Annotated in this window: 17 protein-coding genes; 7 read left to right on the top strand and 10 right to left on the bottom strand. The window is 58.6% G+C overall.

Going from position 1 to position 18,981, the window contains the following annotated elements:
- The 7 genes from VMN77_03370 to VMN77_03340 all read left to right on the top strand — a co-directional run.
- Positions 1–596, top strand: a 596-nt coding sequence (locus tag VMN77_03370; protein HTN42816.1) for a hypothetical protein, incomplete at its 5' end; no start/stop codon positions are given.
- A 7-nt stretch (positions 597–603) separates the two neighbouring features.
- Positions 604–1,734 (top strand): glycosyltransferase, encoded by a 1,131-nt coding sequence (locus VMN77_03365; protein HTN42815.1) that lies wholly within the window; start codon positions 604–606, stop codon positions 1,732–1,734.
- A 13-nt stretch (positions 1,735–1,747) separates the two neighbouring features.
- On the top strand, positions 1,748–2,203 hold the full coding sequence (pssD, locus tag VMN77_03360) for a PssD/Cps14F family polysaccharide biosynthesis glycosyltransferase (protein ID HTN42814.1): 456 nt from the start codon (positions 1,748–1,750) through the stop codon (positions 2,201–2,203).
- Positions 2,200–2,700 carry a glycosyltransferase gene (locus VMN77_03355; GenBank protein ID HTN42813.1) on the top strand — a complete coding sequence of 167 codons (501 nt, stop codon included), beginning with the start codon at positions 2,200–2,202 and terminating at the stop codon, positions 2,698–2,700. Before pssD ends, VMN77_03355 begins: the two co-directional genes overlap by 4 nt.
- A gap of 467 nt (positions 2,701–3,167) precedes the next feature.
- Positions 3,168–4,919 (top strand): carbamoyltransferase C-terminal domain-containing protein, encoded by a 1,752-nt coding sequence (locus VMN77_03350; GenBank protein ID HTN42812.1) that lies wholly within the window; start codon positions 3,168–3,170, stop codon positions 4,917–4,919.
- A gap of 76 nt (positions 4,920–4,995) precedes the next feature.
- Complete coding sequence (locus VMN77_03345; GenBank protein ID HTN42811.1) at positions 4,996–6,945, top strand: sugar transferase; 1,950 nt, start codon at positions 4,996–4,998, stop codon at positions 6,943–6,945.
- 132 nt (positions 6,946–7,077) lie between these two features.
- Positions 7,078–8,262, top strand: a complete 1,185-nt coding sequence (locus VMN77_03340; protein ID HTN42810.1) for an NAD(P)/FAD-dependent oxidoreductase — start codon at positions 7,078–7,080, stop codon at positions 8,260–8,262.
- 478 nt (positions 8,263–8,740) lie between these two features.
- Here VMN77_03340 and VMN77_03335 read toward each other — a convergent pair whose 3' ends face one another.
- The 10 genes from VMN77_03335 to VMN77_03290 form a co-directional block, all read right to left on the bottom strand.
- Complete coding sequence (locus VMN77_03335; GenBank protein HTN42809.1) at positions 8,741–9,406, bottom strand: ABC transporter ATP-binding protein; 666 nt, start codon at positions 9,404–9,406, stop codon at positions 8,741–8,743.
- Positions 9,403–10,647, bottom strand: a complete 1,245-nt coding sequence (locus VMN77_03330; GenBank protein HTN42808.1) for a lipoprotein-releasing ABC transporter permease subunit — start codon at positions 10,645–10,647, stop codon at positions 9,403–9,405. The genes VMN77_03335 and VMN77_03330 overlap by 4 nt, the downstream gene beginning before the upstream one ends.
- A 2-nt stretch (positions 10,648–10,649) precedes the next feature.
- Positions 10,650–12,152, bottom strand: coding sequence for a lysine--tRNA ligase (gene lysS / locus VMN77_03325; GenBank protein HTN42807.1), 1,503 nt, complete (start codon positions 12,150–12,152; stop codon positions 10,650–10,652).
- A gap of 196 nt (positions 12,153–12,348) precedes the next feature.
- A protein-coding gene (prfB, locus tag VMN77_03320; protein ID HTN42806.1) for a peptide chain release factor 2 occupies positions 12,349–13,465 on the bottom strand; the annotation gives its coding sequence in 2 pieces (ribosomal slippage) (positions 12,349–13,407 and positions 13,409–13,465; 1,116 coding nt in all).
- A complete protein-coding gene (gene lnt / locus VMN77_03315) occupies positions 13,458–15,041 on the bottom strand; it encodes an apolipoprotein N-acyltransferase (protein ID HTN42805.1) in 1,584 nt (527 codons plus the stop codon). Before lnt ends, prfB begins: the two co-directional genes overlap by 8 nt.
- Positions 15,042–15,044: 3 nt before the next feature.
- Entirely contained in the window at positions 15,045–15,560 is a 516-nt protein-coding gene (locus VMN77_03310; GenBank protein ID HTN42804.1) for a DUF3105 domain-containing protein, read from the bottom strand.
- 121 nt (positions 15,561–15,681) lie between these two features.
- Positions 15,682–16,236 carry a GDYXXLXY domain-containing protein gene (locus VMN77_03305; GenBank protein ID HTN42803.1) on the bottom strand — a complete coding sequence of 185 codons (555 nt, stop codon included), beginning with the start codon at positions 16,234–16,236 and terminating at the stop codon, positions 15,682–15,684.
- Positions 16,237–16,249: 13 nt separating this feature from the next.
- Positions 16,250–17,365 carry a hypothetical protein gene (locus VMN77_03300; protein HTN42802.1) on the bottom strand — a complete coding sequence of 372 codons (1,116 nt, stop codon included), beginning with the start codon at positions 17,363–17,365 and terminating at the stop codon, positions 16,250–16,252.
- A gap of 6 nt (positions 17,366–17,371) precedes the next feature.
- Complete coding sequence (locus tag VMN77_03295) at positions 17,372–18,064, bottom strand: DUF2157 domain-containing protein (protein HTN42801.1); 693 nt, start codon at positions 18,062–18,064, stop codon at positions 17,372–17,374.
- A 147-nt stretch (positions 18,065–18,211) separates the two neighbouring features.
- Positions 18,212–18,979, bottom strand: a complete 768-nt coding sequence (locus VMN77_03290; GenBank protein HTN42800.1) for a pseudouridine synthase — start codon at positions 18,977–18,979, stop codon at positions 18,212–18,214.
- Positions 18,980–18,981 lie beyond the last annotated feature (2 nt).

Raw genomic sequence — 18,981 nt, 5'->3', positions numbered from 1 at the left:
AGAATAGAATGTTGAAATTAGCCGTTGTATTTTTTGTGATAGCAATAAGCTGCACGACAATTTTACTCATAGAACCCCAAGTTCCTATGGCAGCGATGGAAAGTATATCAGGTATCTGGTCACAGCGTGTTGTTGATCGTGTGGGAAATTTAGAAGAGTATGATATGGTCGTGATAGAGTTTCTGAAGAATGAGCCACAATGGGCATTAATTGGCGTGGGGGGAGGAAATCTGCCACGCTATGGATTTTCTTTCCTTCCGAATGATCCCTCTTTGCTGGGATATATGATGAACCCTACATGGGATGCTAAAGCTGGCCTACTTAAGATAATAGGGTCTTATGGGATAGTCGGCGTTTGTATTATTGGATTAATTTTATGGAAATTAATGCGCATGCATTTGTCTGGAATCCAATACCAACCTTCTTGGAAACGTAGAATCTTGATCAGCTCGGTAGCCATTGTTCTATTTGTCTCAATAATTCATGCTGGACGAGCAATAGATGATTATTTCTGGCTGACTGTCGGTATTGCTGCAGCACTGGCTCGATTGTATCCGAATATTTCGGACAAGGTCGAGTTACATTCGAAAATTTAATCGTCTAATGAGAATCCTTCATATAATACCTGCTTATAAACCTGCACATGTTTACGGCGGACCGGTAGAATCAACCTTTTATCTGTGTCGTTACTTGGCGGTTAATGGTTGTGATGTCCGTGTTCTGACAACGGACGCAAATGGCCCCAAAGCGGTCTTGGATGTGAAGACGGATCATGAGGTACAGATAGCCACAGGTGTACGTGTTCGATATTGCCACAGATGGATAGGCAATTCGGTTACGCCCACCCTATTACGATTATTGCCTTCCTATATTCATTGGGCCGATGTGGTTTATTTGTCGGCAGTGTACTCTTTTCCGACCATCCCAACTCTATTTCTCTGCAAAATCTCGGGTAAGCCGTTAGTCTGGTCGCCACATGGGGCGTTGCAGCGGTGGAAAGGTTCCACGCACCCAATGTTGAAGGCTGTATGGGAATGGGTGTGTCGGATGGCGGCTCCTAAAAAATTAACACTGCATGTTACTTCGAAAAAAGAGGCAAAGGATAGCCTGGAACGGCTTCCCGATGTCGAAATAGCTGTCATCCCTAACGGCATAGAAATTCCGGACCAACTAACCCGCGTTCCTAGAAGCGGAGCGCTCCGTCTGCTTTACCTGGGTCGACTTCATCCCATAAAAGGCATTGAAAACATTTTGGCATCCTGCAAGCTTCTGAACAGTTTTTCAAGTGTCACCTGGTCGCTCACGATTGCAGGGTCCGGCGATCTTGATTATGTCGAGTCTCTCCGAGTCCGAATAGAAGACCTTATGTTGGCACGGCAGGTACAGATGGTTGGAGCAGTGGAAGGAGAAATTAAGCAAAGTCTTTTTGAGAATACAGATATTGTTATAGTTCCTTCCCATACCGAGAACTTCGGAATGGTGATAGCCGAAGCCCTGGCACACGGCGTGCCGGTGGTCGCTAGCAAAGGAACGCCGTGGAAACGGGTGGAAGAAATAGGGTGCGGTCTTTGGGTGGAAAATGATCCGGAAAGCCTGGCAAAAGCAATCGAACGCATGACCAGAATGCCCTTGCGCGAGATGGGGGAACGAGGCCGAAAGTGGATGCAAAATGATTTCACTTGGGATTCCAAGGCAAAGAGTATGATTAAACTCTTCCGGAGCCTTGTAGGTTAGCTGAAAGCCAGTCATGGAATTTCCAAAACCAAAAATCTGCATCGTATCTTCTTGTGGCGGACATCTGACCGAAGTTCGTGCGCTGAAACCGGTCTATGATCGTTATGAACATTTTTATGTCTTGAACGACCGTGTTTTGCTACCGAAGGATATGGAGGGGAAAACTTATTTCATTCGGCACTCGGAACGTGATTGGCTATTTTGGGTGAATTTGTGGGAGGCCTGGCGCATCCTTAGTAAAGAACGTCCGAGAATTATACTGAGCACTGGCGCAGGGCCTGTAGTGCCGTTTTCTATTGCGGGGAAATTTTTTGGTATCCGTACGATATTTATCGAAACGTTCAATAGGGTAACAGAACCGTCCCTTTCGGGACGGATAATGCATCGATTGGCCGACCGGTTCTTCTATCAATGGCCGTCGTTGAAAAAGATTTTCCCGAACGGGATTTACGGAGGGCCGCTAGTATGATCCTTGTTACTGCGGGCAATGCGACCCAGGGATTCAGGCGTCTATTTGAAGCTGTCGATAAGCTTTCGAGCGAAGGTGCGTTCGGAGATGATGTTGTCATTATTCAGTCCGGAAACGACTCAAGTTTTCGGGCGTCGCAATGTAAACAGGTGGATTTTTTCCCATTGGAACAATTCCCTCATGCGGTTCGTGATGCCGACCTTATCATCTGCCATGGAGGAGCCGGTACGCTCCATCATTGTTTTGCGGCGGGTAAAGTGCCAGTTGTGATGCCACGTCGGGTAAAGTACGGCGAGATTTTAGATGATAATCAGATCGGACTGGTCAAGGCGCTTGCGGCGGAGGGGCGGGTGATTCCGGCGTATGAGGCTGAAGATCTACCCGCTGCAATTGCTGAGGCACGGTGGCGGAATAAACAGCCGGTGCCGCCTCCGCCCTCAAGAATGTTGGAACTGGTCGCTCGGGCAATCGAAGAGTTGACGAATCAAAAACAATGATCATCCCTTGTTCGTAGCGGGACAGGCTGTTTTTGGTCATTCTATTTGAGGCCCGTCGGATTTTGAGGAAAGAACGACCAGGGTTGATTTTAGGCTCACGGATTCGTTGTATCGTTCCTTTTGGCTGGGAAGCAATATAATGGGGGTTGCATCATTATATATAGTGTCGTCTGCGAGGGGGCCAAAACAAGTACGGCTGGTGGGTTCGGTGGGAGGGAATCGGGTCTGGGAATGGGTAGGAGTTCACAGGGAGGATTGACCTCGAAACAAACTTCGGGGCTTGAAAGGGGGTGGTCATTTGCCTAAGAAGAAAGCGGCCGCAAAGAAGAAGAAGGCCACGGCCAAGAAAAAAAAGGCCAAGAAAAGGACCAGAAGGTAGAACATGCGGAGATGCGGCGGCCGGCGTGGCGGTGTCGTGGATGCCGTCACGGCCGGGCCTGCCGTCATGAGCTAAAAGGGAATTAAAATTGATCATACTCGGTATAAACGCATACCACGCCGATGCGGCTGCGGCGATTGTCGTGGACGGAAAGCTGATCGCGGCGGCGGAGGAGGAGCGGTTCCGGCGGATCAAGCACTGGGCCGGGTTTCCGGCCGAGGCGATCCGGTACTGTCTTTCCGAGGCCGGCGTCTCGATCCATGACGTGGATCATGTCGCGGTCTCGCGCGACCCGAAGGCCCATTTCTGGAGAAAGGTCCTTTTCGCCCTGGGCCATCGGCCGAAATGGTCGTATCTGGCCGACCGGATGCGCAACCGCTCGCGCGTCGGGAATATAAAGGGCGTAATGAGTAATGAGTTGGGAGCGAGGGGTGAGGAGATAAAGGCCCGGGTACATCATATCGAACATCACCGGGCGCATATGGCCTCGGGATTTTTCGTCTCGCCGTTCGACCGGGCCGCGGTCGTCTCGGTGGATGCACTGGGGGATTATACCAGCACGATGTGGGGGATCGGGGAAGGCAACAGGATTGATGTAAAAGGCAACATATTGTTCCCGCATTCGCTCGGATTTCTCTACACCGCCGCGACGCAATATTTGGGATTTCCGAAATACGGCGACGAGTACAAGGTGATGGGCCTGGCGGCGTACGGGGAGCCGGAGTACCCGGACGCCTTCCGGAGGATCATCCGTTTAAAAAAAGACGGGACCTTCGAGCTCGATCTGCGCTTCTTCCGCCATCACACCGGGGGCGTCCCCATGACCTGGGAGCGCGGCGAGCCCGCGGTCGGGCCGATCTATTCGGACCGGTGGGAATGCCTGCTCGGCCCGGCCCGGAAGCCGGACGAGGAAGTTACATCACGCCATCAGAACATCGCGTCCTCATTGCAGGTCGTATTCGAAGAGACCTACTTTTCCATTCTCAACAAACTCTATGAACGCACCAAACTCCGATCGCTCTGTCTTTCCGGCGGCTGCGCGATGAACAGCGTCGCCAACGGCAAGATCTCCGACCGGACGCCGTTCGAGAAGATTTATATTCCGCCCGCGCCGGGCGATGCCGGCACAGCGGTCGGGTCCGCCTACGACGTCCATCATCGCGTCCCCGGCCTTCCCCGCTCCTTCGTGATGGACCATGCCTTCTGGGGCCCGCAATTCGGCGAAGCCGATTTGAGCAAGGAGTTAGGAGTGAGGAGTGAGGAGATGAAAGAGCGGGGATGCATCGTGACCGAAATCGGCGACGAAGACGAGCTCTGCCGGAGGACGGCGCGGGCGATCGCGGACGGGAAGGTCGTCGGCTGGTTTCAGGGCCGCATGGAATGGGGGCCGCGGGCGCTCGGAAACCGCAGCATCCTGGCCGATCCCCGTCGCGCCGACATGAAGGACGTCCTCAATGCGCGCATCAAGCGGCGCGAGGCCTTCCGTCCCTTCGCGCCGTCGATCCTTGCGGAGGCGGCCGGCGATTATTTCGAGAAGAGCACCCCCGACCCCTTCATGCTCAAGGTCTACCCGGTCAAAAAAGAGAAACGGTCCGTCATCCCGGCCGTGACCCACGCGGACGGCACCGGACGGTTCCAGACGGTGGACCGCGCGACCCATCCGGGGTACTGGAAGCTGATCAAGGCCTTTGAAAAACTCACCGGCGTCCCGGTCCTGCTGAACACCTCGTTCAACGAAAACGAGCCGATCGTCGCCCGCCCGGAAGAGGCGGTGGACTGTTTTCTCCGGACGAAGATGGACCGGCTGGTGATGGGGAATTTCTGGATTGAAAAGGCGTAAGGAGTAAATAGTGAGGAGTGAGGAGAGAAAGCAACGGGGCGTATACGTTCTCCTTACTCCTGACATGTTTTAGCCCATGAAGATCCTTTTCGTCAATCGCTACTTTTATCCCGATCCCTCCGGGACGAGCCGGATGCTGACGGATCTCGCGACCGATCTCTCCCGCGCCGGCCATCGCGTCACCGTGATCGCGGGCGATGCCGCCTCCGACGACGCGGCCGCGCGGTATCCCGAAAGGGAAATGCGCGGGGGCATCCGGGTCCGCCGCGTTCGGGCCTTGCGGCTCGACCGCCGTGCGGTGTGGCGTTGGGTCCTCAACAGTATTTCCTTTTATCCGCGGGCCTTGATCGAGGCCCTCCGGCTTCCGAGACAGGACGTCGTCGTTTTTCTGAGCGATCCCCCGCTCCTCTTCGCCCTCGGGCCGATTCTCCGTCTTTTGAAGGGCTCCGCGTACGTCTGCTGGTGCCAGGACGTCTATCCGGAGGTCGCGGTCCGTCTCGGGATCCTCCGCGAGCGATCCGCTGTCGCCATGTTTTTAAAGTTTCTGTCCCTCCGGGCGCTCCGGGCGTCGGACGGGGTGATCGCCGTCGGCGAGTTCATGTCGGATCTTCTTCAAGTCCGGGGGGTCGATCCCGAAAAAATCCGGGTCGTTCACAACTGGGCCGACGGGGAGCGGGTCCGCCCCGTCCTGCCCGAGACCAATCCATTCCTGGACGGGCACGGCCTGCGGAACAAATTCATCGTTCTCTATTCGGGCAATATGGGACTGGCCCATCCCTTCGAAACCGTACTGAACGCGGCCGAACGGCTGAAAGCCCATGATGACATCGTGTTCCTCTTCATCGGCGGCGGGAAGAAACAAAAAGAGGTGGAAGAGCGATCGCGCGGAGGGTCGAATATGAAATTTCTTCCCTTCCAGGCCGAGGACGATCTGGCCTTCAGTTTGAGCAGCGGCGACCTCCATCTGATTACGCTCCGGCCGGGCCTGGAAGGGTTGATCGTTCCCAGCAAGCTGTACGGCGCGCTGGCGGCCGGGCGGCCTATCCTTTATATCGGTCCCGCGGAGAGCGAGACGGCCCGCGTGGTCGAGGAGGGAAAGTGCGGGTTTGTAATCGAGCCGGGAGATGTCGGGGGGTTCCGCCGGGCCGTTATGGAACTGTACGGGGAACCGGAAAGGCGCCGGCTTTTCGGCGAAAGGGCCCGCAAGGTTTTTGAGACGCGGTTCGACCGTTCGGACGCGACGCGGCGGTTCGGGCTCACGCTGCAAGGCCTCATCGAAAAAGCCCGTCCGGCCTCAAGATTGAAACGTGCACTCGACATCGGTCTCTCCGGGATCGGTCTGATCGGCTCCTCGCCGCTCTGGGCGCTCTTCGCCGCGTTGGTCAAGCTGGAGGACGGCGGGCCGGTTTTCTACCGACAGGAGCGGGTCGGCAAAAATGGAAAGATTTTTCAGGCCTTGAAATTCCGCTCGATGGTCCCGAATGCCGAGGCGGGGCGCGGGCCGGTCCAGGCGGCCTATGACGATCCCAGGGTTACGCGGGTCGGCCGGTGGCTTCGGGCCACCGCGATGGACGAGCTTCCCCAGCTCTGGAATATCTTCCGGGGCGACATGAGTTTCGTGGGACCGAGGGCGCTGAGGCGGGTCGAGATCGAGGTAAAAGGCCTAAGGATGGAGCGGGAAAGAGCCGTCCGCAATTTAAAAAGTGGTATTGTTGATGCTAAGAAGGATGAAATATTTGAAGTAAGTGGGTTAGTCCATAAAGAAATGGATGAATTCAAAGAACAGAGTGGGATAAATCGTCTAAACAGCGTTATTCCCAATTTTCATCTCCGCCACCGCGTTCTGCCCGGCCTAACCGGGCTGGCCCAGATCTACGCGCCGCGGGACGCGACGCGTCGGCAAAAGCTTCGCTACGACCTGCTTTACGTACGGTCCCGTTCATTCTGGCTCGACCTCCGACTGATCGCGCTCTCCTTCCGGATCACCTTCCGCGGCAAATGGGAAGCACGGGGGAAAAAGGTTTAGGTGCGGAGGTAGGGGCAGACCCGTGTGCCTGCCCTGATCAGGGGCAACCCCTACGTGTTCTATGGTTCGAAAAATCATTGACGCCGCGCGCGGGGACAGTTAAGATAGCGGCCCATCAAGCGGAGGAAGCGGATGCGCGATGTCGTGATCGTCGGGGCCGGGCCGGCCGGTTCCGCCATGGCCCGATCCCTGGCCGAAGAGGGGCTGGACGTTTTATTGTTTGAGGAGCATGCCGAGGCGGGCGACGGCGTGATCTGCACCGGGGTGATCGGGCGGGAGGCCTTTGAGCGCTTCGACCTTCCGAACGGGGCGATCCTCGGCCGTATCGATCGGGTCCGTTTTCATTCCCCGTCGGGAAAAACGGTCGATTACCGGGCGGGTTCGCCGCTGGCGATGATCGTCTGCCGCAAGAAATTCGATTCCGCGCTGGCCCGCCGGGCGGTGGAGGCCGGGGCCGAGCTCCGGACCGGAAGCCGGGTCCGGAATATCGCCGTCGGGACGGAGGGCGTGCGGGTGGAGTGGCTCCGGGACGGCGAGCCGCACGAGCTTCGCGCGCGGCTGTGCGTGCTCGCGACCGGCTTCGGGTCCGGCCTGATCCGGCGCTGCGGTTTCCCGGGCCCCCGGCACCGCGTCCAGGCCGCGCAGGCCGTGATTCCGTTCCGGGATCGGAAGGAGGCCGGGATCTATCTCGGCGCCCGCTTCGCGCCCCGGGGCTTCGGCTGGTCGGTCCCGATCGGCGGCGGCCTCGCCCGGATCGGGGTCGTCACGGACCGCCTGGCGGCGCAATACCTTCGGCGGATCCTCCGGCGGACGGAAGTCCGGTCGCTTCGCACGGCGGACACCGGCGGCGCCGTACGGATCCAGGCCTGCCCCATTCCGGTGGGCACGCTCGACGAAACGGTCGCGGACCGCTTGATGGTCGTGGGGGAGGCGGCGGGCCAGGTGAAGACCACGACGCAGGGGGGGATTTACTACGGGCTGCTCTGCGCCGAGACGGCGGCCCGGGCGGCGGTCGGGGCCTTCCGCGCGGGCGACCTCTCGCGCGCGGCGCTCTCGCCCTACGACCGGAGCTGGCGGGCCCGCCTCGGGGCCGAGCTGCGGCTGGGCCTCCTGCTTCGGGAGTTCTATTCGGGGCTATCGGACCGGCAGGTGGACCGCCTCTTCGACCTCGCCGGCCTCGAGGGCGTGCTTCCCCTGATCGAGCGCAAGGTCCATTTTGACTGGCACGGCCCGGTCATCCGCTCGGTCCTGAACGACGGTTTTCTCGGCGCGGCCGTCCGCTCGATGCTGGGCGTGGCGCCGCTTCCGACAGTATGATGCCGTTGCCTCTGTTGTATTAAATCCCTTCTGGTTTGATCCATCATGCTCCGGCCTCCAGCCCTCGCCGGGGGATTCCGAAACCGACCCAATGCGTTCGAGGGAGATCGGCTCGTGAATCGGTTTGGGATTGGCCGGGGAAGCGGCCGTTACCGCATCCCCGGCGGTGGTTTGAGTATTGCGACGTCCTCAAGCGCCGGGTCCCTTCCTCCACCCCCCGGCTTCGGGCCGTCGGCCGGAGCAGACAAGACACGGCTGAGACCTCCCTGCTCCTGCGGCTTTTATTTGACCCGACTAAGGCTCGGCCGCTAAATTCCGGCAAGGTGAGGCAGCCGAAATTTACCTCGATGTTTATCGAGGCCGCGCCCTACGCCAAGTCGGGTGCCCAAATAAAAGCCGAGGTCGCCGTCCGGTCAACAGCCGCGCCTTGTCTGTTCACATGACTAAGCGCTCAGGCAGGGAGTCCCCGGATCCGGGATTATTCTTCCACAATCCTTCCGTCGACCATGTGGACGAGCCGGTCGGCCTGGGCCGAGAGCTTCTCGTTGTGGGTGACGAGGACGAAGGTGTGGCCGAGCTGTTTGTTGAGCCCCCGCATCAGGGCGAAGACCTCGTCCGAGGTGTGGCTGTCGAGGTTTCCGGTGGGCTCGTCGGCCAGGACGAGGCCGGGTTTCAGGATCAGCGCGCGCGCGACGGCGACCCGCTGCTGCTCGCCGCCGGAGAGCTCGCCCGGCCGGTGGTGGAGCCGTTCTCCGAGGCCGACCGCGTTCAACAGCGCGCCGGCCTCCTTCGCGGCCGCCGGCCATTTCCAGCCCTGGATCAGGCCCGGCATCATCGTGTTCTCGAGCGCCGTGAATTCCGGGAGAAGATGATGGAACTGGAAGACGAATCCAATCCGCCGGTTCCGGAACGCGGCGAGCTGGTTGTCGGTGAGCGCGAACAGGTCCTCCCCCTCGAAGGCGACCGTGCCCGAGGTCGGCCGGTCCAGCCCGCCGAGCAGGTGAAGCAGCGTGCTCTTTCCGACGCCCGACGCCCCGACGATGCAGAGCATCTCGCCCTTCGAAACCTCCAGATTGATCCCTTTGAGGATCGGCAGCGGCTGGGGCATGAGGAACGTCTTGGTGAGGTTGGTGACCTTGATCATTCGTACCTCAGCGCCTCCGACGGGTTCAGGCGCGCGGCCTGCCAGGACGGGAAGAGCGTCGCGATGAAGCTGATCGTGACGGCCGAGAGCGAGACGAGGGTCACGTCGACCGCCCGGATCGTGACCGGGAGGTGGCTGATGTAATAGACGTCGCTGGGCAACGTGTAGAAGGCGTGCAGGAGGTAGCAGACGAAATAGCCCAGCGGGATCCCGATGATCGTCCCGATGCCCCCGATCACCAGCCCGTCCACCATGAAGATCCGCATCACCTCCCGCCGCGTGGCGCCCATCGCCTTGAGGATCGCGATCTCGCGGCTCTTCTCGACCACGATCATCGTGAGCGTCCCGACGATGTTGAAGGAGGCCACGAGGATGATCAGGATCAGGATGACGAACATCATCATCTTTTCGAGCTGAAGGGCCGAGAACAGATTTTTATTGAGCCGCATCCAGTCGCGGGCCCAGTAGGGAAATCCCAGCGCGTCCTCGATCGTCTTCGCGATCCGGTCGGCCCGGAAGATGTCGTCCACCTTGACCTCGATGCCCGTCACGGTGTCGCCCAGGTTGAAGAAGTCCTGGGCCGTCCCGATCGAGATGTAGGCCAGCGACGAGTCGTATTCGTACATGCCGGAGTCGAAGATCCCGACCACCTCGAACTTCCGGATCTTCGGGATGATGCCCAGCGGCCCCGGCGTTCCGGTGGGGGAGACGACGTTGATCATGTCGCCTGAAAAGGTCCCGAGCCGCGCGGCCAGCTCCTTGCCCACGATGATCCCGGGGGGAATCGGCTGTCCGTCGGCGGACTTCCCCGGCGGCTTGGCGATGTCCGACAGCGCGCCCTGAACCAGATTCTTCTGGATGTCGGTGACGGTCGGCTCCAGCGCCGGATCGATCCCCCTTAGGACGACGCCCGAGACGCTGCCCCCGGCGGTGAGCAGGACCTGGTTGTAGATGAACGGGGTCGCCGCGAGAACGTGCGGGACCTTCTTGACCCGGTCGAGCGCGGCGCGGTAGTCCTTCATCGTGTCGCGCGTGCGGTCGGAGATCACGATGTGCGAATTCGTTCCGAGGATCTTGTCCCGGAGGTCCTCCTTGAACCCGGTCATGACGGCCAGCGTGGCGATCAGCGCGGCCACGCCCAGCGTCACCCCGCCGATCGAGATGAAGGTGTTGAGCGAGATCGACCGGTGCCGCCGCTTGCCCTTGAGGTAGCGCAGGCCGATGAATAATTCGTAGGGCAGCATCACGGTTTCTCCTGCGCGTCCGGAAGGCGGGCCGGACGGAGCTGGGGGAAGAAGATCACGTCCCGTATCGAGGTCTGGTTGGTCAGGAGCATCACGAGGCGGTCGATCCCCACGCCCTCTCCGGCGGTCGGGGGCATCGCGTGCTCCAGCGCGCGCAGGTAGTCTTCATCCATTTGATGCGCCTCGAGATCCCCGGCCGCGCGGCTTTTCACCTGGTCCTCGAAGCGCCGGCGCTGATCCAGGGGGTCGTTCAGCTCCGAGAAGGCGTTGGCGAGCTCCAGCCCGGTGACGAACAGCTCGAAGCGGTCGGTCAGCTCCGGATCGGACTCCTTCCGCTTGGCCAGCGGCGAGATCTCGGTCGGGTAGTCCGTGATAAAGGTCGGCTGGATCAGCGAGGGTTCCACGCGGGCCTCGAACAGCGCCTGTTGAAGCTTTCCCATCGGCTCGTTTCCCTTCGCCGGAATCTTGTTCTGAGCGAGGAAGTCGAGAAGTTTTTGACGGTTTTCCAATACGGACCGGTCGGGGACGATCGCCCGGATCGCTTCCCGAAACGGGATCCGCTTCCACGGGGGCGTCAGGTCGATCGTGTGATCCTGATAAGCAAACGTCAAGCCGCCCAGCACCCGCCCCGCCACGAAGCCGAACAGCGCCTCCGTCATCGCCATCAGGTCCTGGTAATCGGCGTAGGCCTGGTAGAACTCGAGCATCGTGAATTCCGGATTGTGAACGGTCGAGATCCCCTCGTTCCGGAAGTTCCGGTTGATCTCGTAGACCCGCTCCAGGCCGCCCACGATCAGCCGCTTCAGGTAGAGCTCCGGGGCGATGCGCAGATAAAGATCGATCCCCAGCGTGTTGTGGTGCGTGATGAAGGGCCGCGCGGCCGCGCCGCCGGGGATCGGCTGCATCATCGGCGTCTCGACCTCGAGGAAGCCCCGTTCGTTCAAAAACTCCCGGACGGCCGCGATGATCCGGCTGCGCTGGAGGAAAACCCGGCGGACGTCGGGATTGCTGATCAGGTCGAGATAACGCTGGCGGTAGCGGATCTCCACGTCCGTCAGTCCGTGCCATTTCTCGGGCAGGGGACGGAGCGACTTGGCGAGCAGCGTAAGGGTCTCGACCTGGACGGTCAACTCCTCCGTCTTCGTCCGGAACAGCCGGCCGGAGACGCCGAGGATGTCGCCGAGGTCCATCTGTTCGAAGACCGCGACGCCCGGGGCATCCAATTGTTCTTTTTTAAAATAGACCTGGATGCGTCCCGTCCCGTCCTGAATATGGGCGAAGGCCGCCTTGCCGAAGCGCCGCAGCGCTACGACGCGTCCGGCCAGCCGGCAGGGGACGGACCGGCTCTCCAACGCCTCTTTGGTTGCGGCGGCGTATTTTTCAGACAACGCGAGGGCGGTGTCGGTCGCCTCGAAGCGGCGGCCGTACGGGGCGATGCCGGAGGCCTTGAGCTCGTCCGATTTCTTGAGCCGCTGGAGATACTGGTCGTTTTGTTCTTCCATTTTCATAGGGGCTCACGTCGCCCCCTCCACCGGCAAAGCGGCTCCAATGAGCTCGCCGAAGTCCTCCCCCGCTTTGCCCGCCGATTAAAAATCGCTTTCGTTTCAGGTCGTCGGATTATACTGATTTTCCGATGAAGACGTCAATTCGATGCATTGGTTTTGTAGGGGCGCACGGCCGTTCCCCCCTACGGGGATGCTACCCGGTCGTCTTTGCCGCCTTCATCGACTGGACGAGGTAGGCGTTGATGAAGACGTCGAGGTCGCCGTCCATCACGGCCGAGACGTTTCCGACCTCGGTGTTCGTCCGGTGATCCTTGACCATCTGATAGGGCTGGAAGACGTAGGAGCGGATCTGGCTGCCCCAGGCGATCTCCTTTTTTTCGCCCACGATCGAGCTCATCTCCTTTTTCTTTTTTTCCTGCTCCAGCTCGTAGAGCTTCGCGCGAAGAAGCTTCATCGCCATCGAGCGGTTCTTGTGCTGCGAGCGTTCGGTCTGGCAGGCGACCACGATGCCGGTGGGGATGTGCGTCAGCCGTACGGCCGAGGAGACCTTGTTCACGTTCTGGCCGCCCGGACCGCTCGACCGGAAGGCATCCATCTTGATCTCCTGCTCGTCCAGCTCGAGCTCGGCGTCGTCCTCGATCTCGGGATAGACGAAGACGGAGGCGAACGACGTGTGGCGGCGCTTGTTGGCGTCGAAGGGCGAGATCCGCACCAGACGGTGCACCCCGGCCTCGGCCTTGAGCTGGCCGTAGGCGTAGTCGCCGATCACCGAGAAGGAGGCGCTCTTGATCCCGGCCTCCTCGCCGGGTTGCAGGTCGATCAACTCGGTCTGAAAGCCGCTGCGCTCGGCCCAGCGGGTGTACATCCGGAAGAGCATCTGGGCCCAATCCTGGGATTCGGTCCCCCCCGCGCCCGGATGAATCGTGACGATGGCGTTGTTCGGATCCTTCTCGCCGGACAGGAGCATCTCGATCTCCCGGTGGCGGATCGCTTCCTGGAGGGATTTAAGCGACTGCTGGATCTCGGAATGGACGGAGGCGTCGGCCTGTTCTTCGGCGAGTTGGAGCAGCACCGAGAGATCCTCCCGCGACCGCTCCAGCTCGTCCCATTTCTTCAGGGTCTTTTCGAGGCGGGTCTTCTCCTGGACGAGATGACGCGCGGCCGCCGCGTCGTTCCAGAAATCGGGCGCGGCCATCCGGGATTCGATCTCACGGAGCCGTTTGTGAAGGTTCGGGAAGTCAAAGATGCCCCCGAAGTTCGCTCAGTCGGTTCTCGAGCAGGTTCAACTGGGATTTCTCTTCTTCAAGCATAGGAAAACTCCTCTCCTTGCGGCCGGGTTCGGACCGCCGTATAAATCATGAACGACGCCATTATAGCACAGACATAGGCGAAAATGTCACCGTGCCGGGTGTAGAACGTGGTCTGGGTGCGCAGCCGGAGGGCGTCGGCCTGCGCCGCCTCGACGAAGATCGGGCTGGTCTTCTGGATCCGCCCGCTCCGGTCGATGAAGCCGGAGACCCCGGTGTTGGCCGCGCGCGCGAAGGGGACGCGGTTCTCGACGGCCCGGAGGACGACCATCGAGAAATGCTGGTAGGGCGCGGAGGAGTCGCCGAACCAGGCGTCGTTCGTGATCGTGATCATCAGTTGCGCCCCGTGTTTGACGAAGCGCCGGACGAGGTCCGGGAAGATCACCTCGAAACAGATCACCGTGGCGATCTTGGGGGAAGGGCCCGCCTGCGCCGTCTGTTGCGATTCATCCACGGACGGCAGCGTCATCACCGTGTAGTCCTCCCCAGGGAGAAAATCGCCGATGCCCTCCGCCATCTTGTTGACGAAGAAAAGAAGCCGCTCCAGGGGAACGTACTCCCCGAAGGGGACGAGGTGCATCTTGTCGTAGCGTCCCAGCAGGCGTCCGTCGGCCGACAGGAAATAGGCGCTGTTGAACAAGCGGAGCTGATTCCCGACGGTCGTCACGGCCGGGCTTCCGAAAAGCAGCGGGACGCGATCTCCGCGGACCGTATCCACCACCTGCTGACGGAAGGCCTCGTCCTCCTCGAAGAAAAACGGCATGGCCGCCTCCGGCCAGACGAGGAGCCGGATCGATCGGGACGAGAGGTCGTTGGAAAGCCGTTCGTAGCGGTCGATCGTCTCCTGGCGGAATCGGGCGTCCCATTTCCGGTCCTGGGGGATGTTGGCCTGGACCACGCCCACCCGGAGGGTCGGCGGTTGGGAGAGACGATCCTGCGACAGTCGCCAGGCCCCGTACCCAAGGACCAGGGCGACCGCGACGAGCGCCGTGGCGACGGGTTTCCAGGCGGCCGGGCGGAATCGCGGGACGCGAAGCGCCAGCCCCCCCTCCGCGACGGCGACGTTGACGAGCACGACCAGGAAGGAAACCCCGTAGACGCCCGTGGTGTCCGCAACCTGAATCACGGGCAACGCGAGGTATTGCGAATAGCCCAGCGCCGCCCACGGGAAGCCCGTGAGGGCGTAGGTCCGCAGGAGCTCCAGGGAAACCCAGAGCACCGGCGCCGACAGCGTCGCCGGGAAGGTCGTCCGCCGTCTCAAGAAAACAAACAGCGCGGCGAAGGCGGCGACGTACAGCCCGAGATAGACGACGAACAGCAGCATGATCGGATAGCTCACGACGGCCGGGAGCTTTCCGTAACGGATCATCGTGTTCGTGACCCAGTGGACCGTTCCGAGAAAGTAGACCGTGCCGGCCGACCAGCCCAGCCAGAAGGATTTTCGAACCGTCTGATTTTCGAGCGCGAGGAAGAGGGGAACGAGCGCGATCCAGGCGAGGGCTTCGAAGTCGTAGCGCGGGAAGCTCAGGAAGCACAGGACGCCGCTCAGGGAGGCCAGGATCAATGGATGCGCCTTCACCTCCTATTCTCTGACGTGATGATCGATGCCCATGTAGGCCTTGATGAACCGCTCGATGCGGGCCTCGTCGGGCTGGTCCATCGTGTCGATCCGGCCCCAGGCCGTCAGCGCGATGGGCGTCTTCATCTTGGGATACGGCGCGACGATCACCTTGTTGTATTTCACCGCGAATTTTTCAAGCAGGGCCACCAGGACGTCGCAGTCCTGGCAGTTGTATTGAATCATCACGCCGCCGTCCTCCAGGTTGTGCACCTGAAGCTCGTCGGCGATCGGCGTCTTCGAAACGCCCCACTTCGCGATGTAGGGAAGGTGGGGACCGGAGGTGGGCGGAACGCTGTTGTAGGGAATGTGAGGATCGCCGGGGGACTGGATGTGATTGTTTCCGAGGCTGGGAACCTCTTTGCCGGGGGGGACAAAAGCCTTGGTTTCCTCGGCCCGTGCCGGTGAAAATTCAACGGATCCCGCGATCATGCCGAGGAGGAGCCACGCGGCCGCGATCGATCGAAACAGTGAACGCATGGGATGTATAAATACCACAAGCGCGCCATCGATGTAAAGGAGGAATTTCGGGTCCGCGGCCTCCCGGCGACGGACGGGGTCAGGTCGGCGCGCAGAGGTGTCCAGTTGTTTGCGGAAAGATTCATGGCCAAGTTTTATCGTCTACATAAACCTGTTCGAGAAAAGCGTCGCCGTTTTCATCCACGACGACCAACGCGGCGGCCTCTTTGTTTTGTAAACGAACCCCTTGTCCTTTTCCTTCGGGAATAAAATAATCCTCGATGCCGTAGACCACATGAAGACGAGAATCCCCGAATCGTCGACGGGGTAAAAGACTCGAACCGGTTTCAGTCCCCCCGCTTTCCACCTTGCCTTTGAGAAATATCGCTTCGTCCGATGGTCTGTTCTTTTGAACTTTTTGGGGGGACCAATACGTTCCAATTTGCCGAAGGACCACGTAAACGGTATCGCCATTTCCAAATGGTTGCCCGTTGAGAACATATTCATCAAGATGAGATATGGCGCTGTATTGAAATGTGGCAAAATCCCCGCGCAACACATCTCGCGGATCCGCCGGTACGATTTTCAATAAAATCTCCGTCCCGGCGGCGAGGATGGAGATTTTATAAATAATGATGCCAAAAATTATTACGGCTTGGAGGGTTATCGCCAAAATAAATTTTGTCTGTTTTGTCATCCGATGATCTGTATTATTTCGATACCTGTTGCGTTTGTCCCTTGATATTTGAAATCATGTAACGCCTCCCTTTTTCCATAAACCACCCCACGGCAAACAGAAGCAATCCCGCCACGATGAAGAAGATGCTTTTGTCGAGAAAAGGGTAGGACCAATCGAGATATTTAAAGAAGATAAGAAGAACCATAAAAATCGTGCCCAGGTTTATCAACCAAATTTCTCGTCGGACATATCCCAAAAAAATCAATCCGATAATCTCAAGGAATGTCACAAGATTAAATATCAAGGCCCATAAAACCCCGCGGCTCGATAATTCTGAACCCCCATTGGTAAAATAGGAAGAAGGCGCTTGAGGAAACATGGTTTGTTGCGGAAGTAGAGCCATCGCACCGAATAAAACTGTAAGAATCAAGACCGCGAAAAACTCAAACGGGGATATTAATTTATTGCCGATGGCATACAGCATCACCCCGGCAAGAAAAATTGACAATAAGAGGAGAGATAATGTGATCTGCAGCGAGTCCAGGAACGGAGCGCCCTTGGTCATTTCTCCGAGAATATCGAGGCCGGTTTTTGTGGAGAAAATGAATAATGCAACGGTCATCGGGAAAATCCCCAGAACCAAATACACCAGAACGAATCGTCTCCACCGCCTCTCATTTTCATGGAGACGTCCCAAGGCGTAAAATATTAACACGACGAAAGCCCATCCGGCGATTCCCGCGGAAGGTTGAATGCCCTTTCCTTGAATCCATTCCGCGGCCTGCGCCCCCCACCAACAACTAAATCCGACAAGGCCGACGGCGAGCGAGTAGTGTACTTTCAAAAAATAGGCATTGACCAAACCGGCAACAGAGGCAACCAATAAAATCGTCCGCCATGAAACCGGATGGCCCAAATCTCTATTTAAAGCGAGCAATGTTAAACCAAGAAAGAAAAAAGACAGGACCAGGAAGAGTTGGCCTACGGCATCTTCCTTTGAAAGCGCGATCTGCAGATACCATGTTTTATCGGAGGCCGGACCGGCCGATTTCTTTTTTCGAAGCCGATAAAATATTCCAAGAACGAGCCAAACCGGCCACAAGCTGAGAACCAATGCTACAATGATGATAAGTAGATAGTAAAACATAATGATCTAGTAGAATTCGTTAAGCTCCGGCGGCATTTTCTTGCGAACGAGGAATCCGGTCACAAAGGTGATCAGGGTTGCGACAAGAAGCAAGACGGAAGAGGTGAGAAGGAAATATCCAAAGCCAAAATAAATTCGAGAGGGTTGTCCGACTAATGCGATGATGCCTAGTAGAATGGCCAGATAGAATAATGAATAGACCTCGACCGCAAAGGCCATCGCAATCGTGCCGATCATCCATAATATAAAACCATCGGGCCAGTTGGCCCGGATATTAAACATTTGTGCGACTAAAAATATCCCCGCTCCGTAAATGATGTTGCCAAGCAGGAACAACCCCAGCCCGGTTTTGGGGAAGTTTAGTTTTTCTTTCAGAAACCACCCCGTGGTGTAAGACACGATCATTGAGACAAGAATGGTCGAAATTTTCATGGGTCGGGGCATCGCCGGCCAATTTGCCGCTATGAAGGAAAAAATACCCGCCCCCACAAGGTAGGCAGCAATAATTACAACTGTATGGATGAAGTTTTTTGATGTATCTTCTTTTTCCCGGTCGACGTCGATTGAATTAAAACTTTCCTGGATCGCCTCAATCGTCCATCCCTGGGCAAGGAGTTCTTTATAAATATCCTCTTTTGACTTTCCTTGGGCTAATGAGGTCTTTAGATTTTCGACAAGTTTTGGGTTGGGGGCGATCATATCGTTGGGACAATGGATATTCCGGGTCCGGAGCGCATCTCAACTTCAGTATAGATCAGACCGGGGTATCCGGCAACCCGAGGATCGCCGGTTGCATAGGCTGACGGGGAGAAATAAGGGCCTCAATATGGCTGCATGAACGGGCGTTCAGGTGAGTTTTAGTGACTGGACTTCCCGATCGGTCAGCGGACGGATCGAACCTTCTTTCAGACCCTCGAGTGAAAGCGGTCCGATCCGGGTCCGGACGAGGGCCTTCACGTCGTATCCGAGCGCGGCCATCATCCGTCGTAGCTGGCGGTTTTTGCCCTCCGTGATCGCGGCCTCGACCCACGGGCCGTCCGCGCGGTCGAGCCGCCGGATCTTCGCCGGACGCGTCCGTTCGCCGTCATCGAGAGTCACGCCGGCACGAAAACCGTCCATGTCCCGATCCTCCATCTCGCGGTCGAGCCGAAGCTCGTAGGTCTTTGCGACCTTCGAGGCCGGGTCCATCAGCGCGTCGGCCCATTTCGTGTCGTTGGTGAAGAGGAGAAGCCCGCGGCTGTCCCGGTCGAGCCGGCCGACCGGGAAGAGCCAGCGGTCCCGGTCCTTGAGCAGATCGTAGACGGTGGATCGGCCGCGCTCGTCCGAGCGGGTCGTGACGTAACCGCTCGGTTTGTGCATCATTATATATAGGCGCCGTCCGCGGGCGACCGTCTTCCCGTCCACGGCGATGATTTCGCGCTCGGGATGGACCCGGACCTCGGGATTGGTGAGCACTTTTCCGTTGACGGCGACGCGGCCGGACCGGATCAGGTCGCGGGCCTGCGTGCGGGAGGCGAATCCCAGCTTGGACAGCGCGCGCGAGAGGCTGACGTTGGGAAGGGGACGGCGTCGCTGTGAAGAGCGTTGCGGTTTGATTCCCTGGGCCCGATTCATTC

This window comes from Nitrospiria bacterium, from assembly GCA_035498035.1.
GTDB lineage: Bacteria > Nitrospirota > Nitrospiria > JACQBZ01 > JACQBZ01 > JACQBZ01.
Note: the sequence above shows the minus strand (reverse complement) of the source record. Positions and strands in the feature narration are given on the sequence as shown.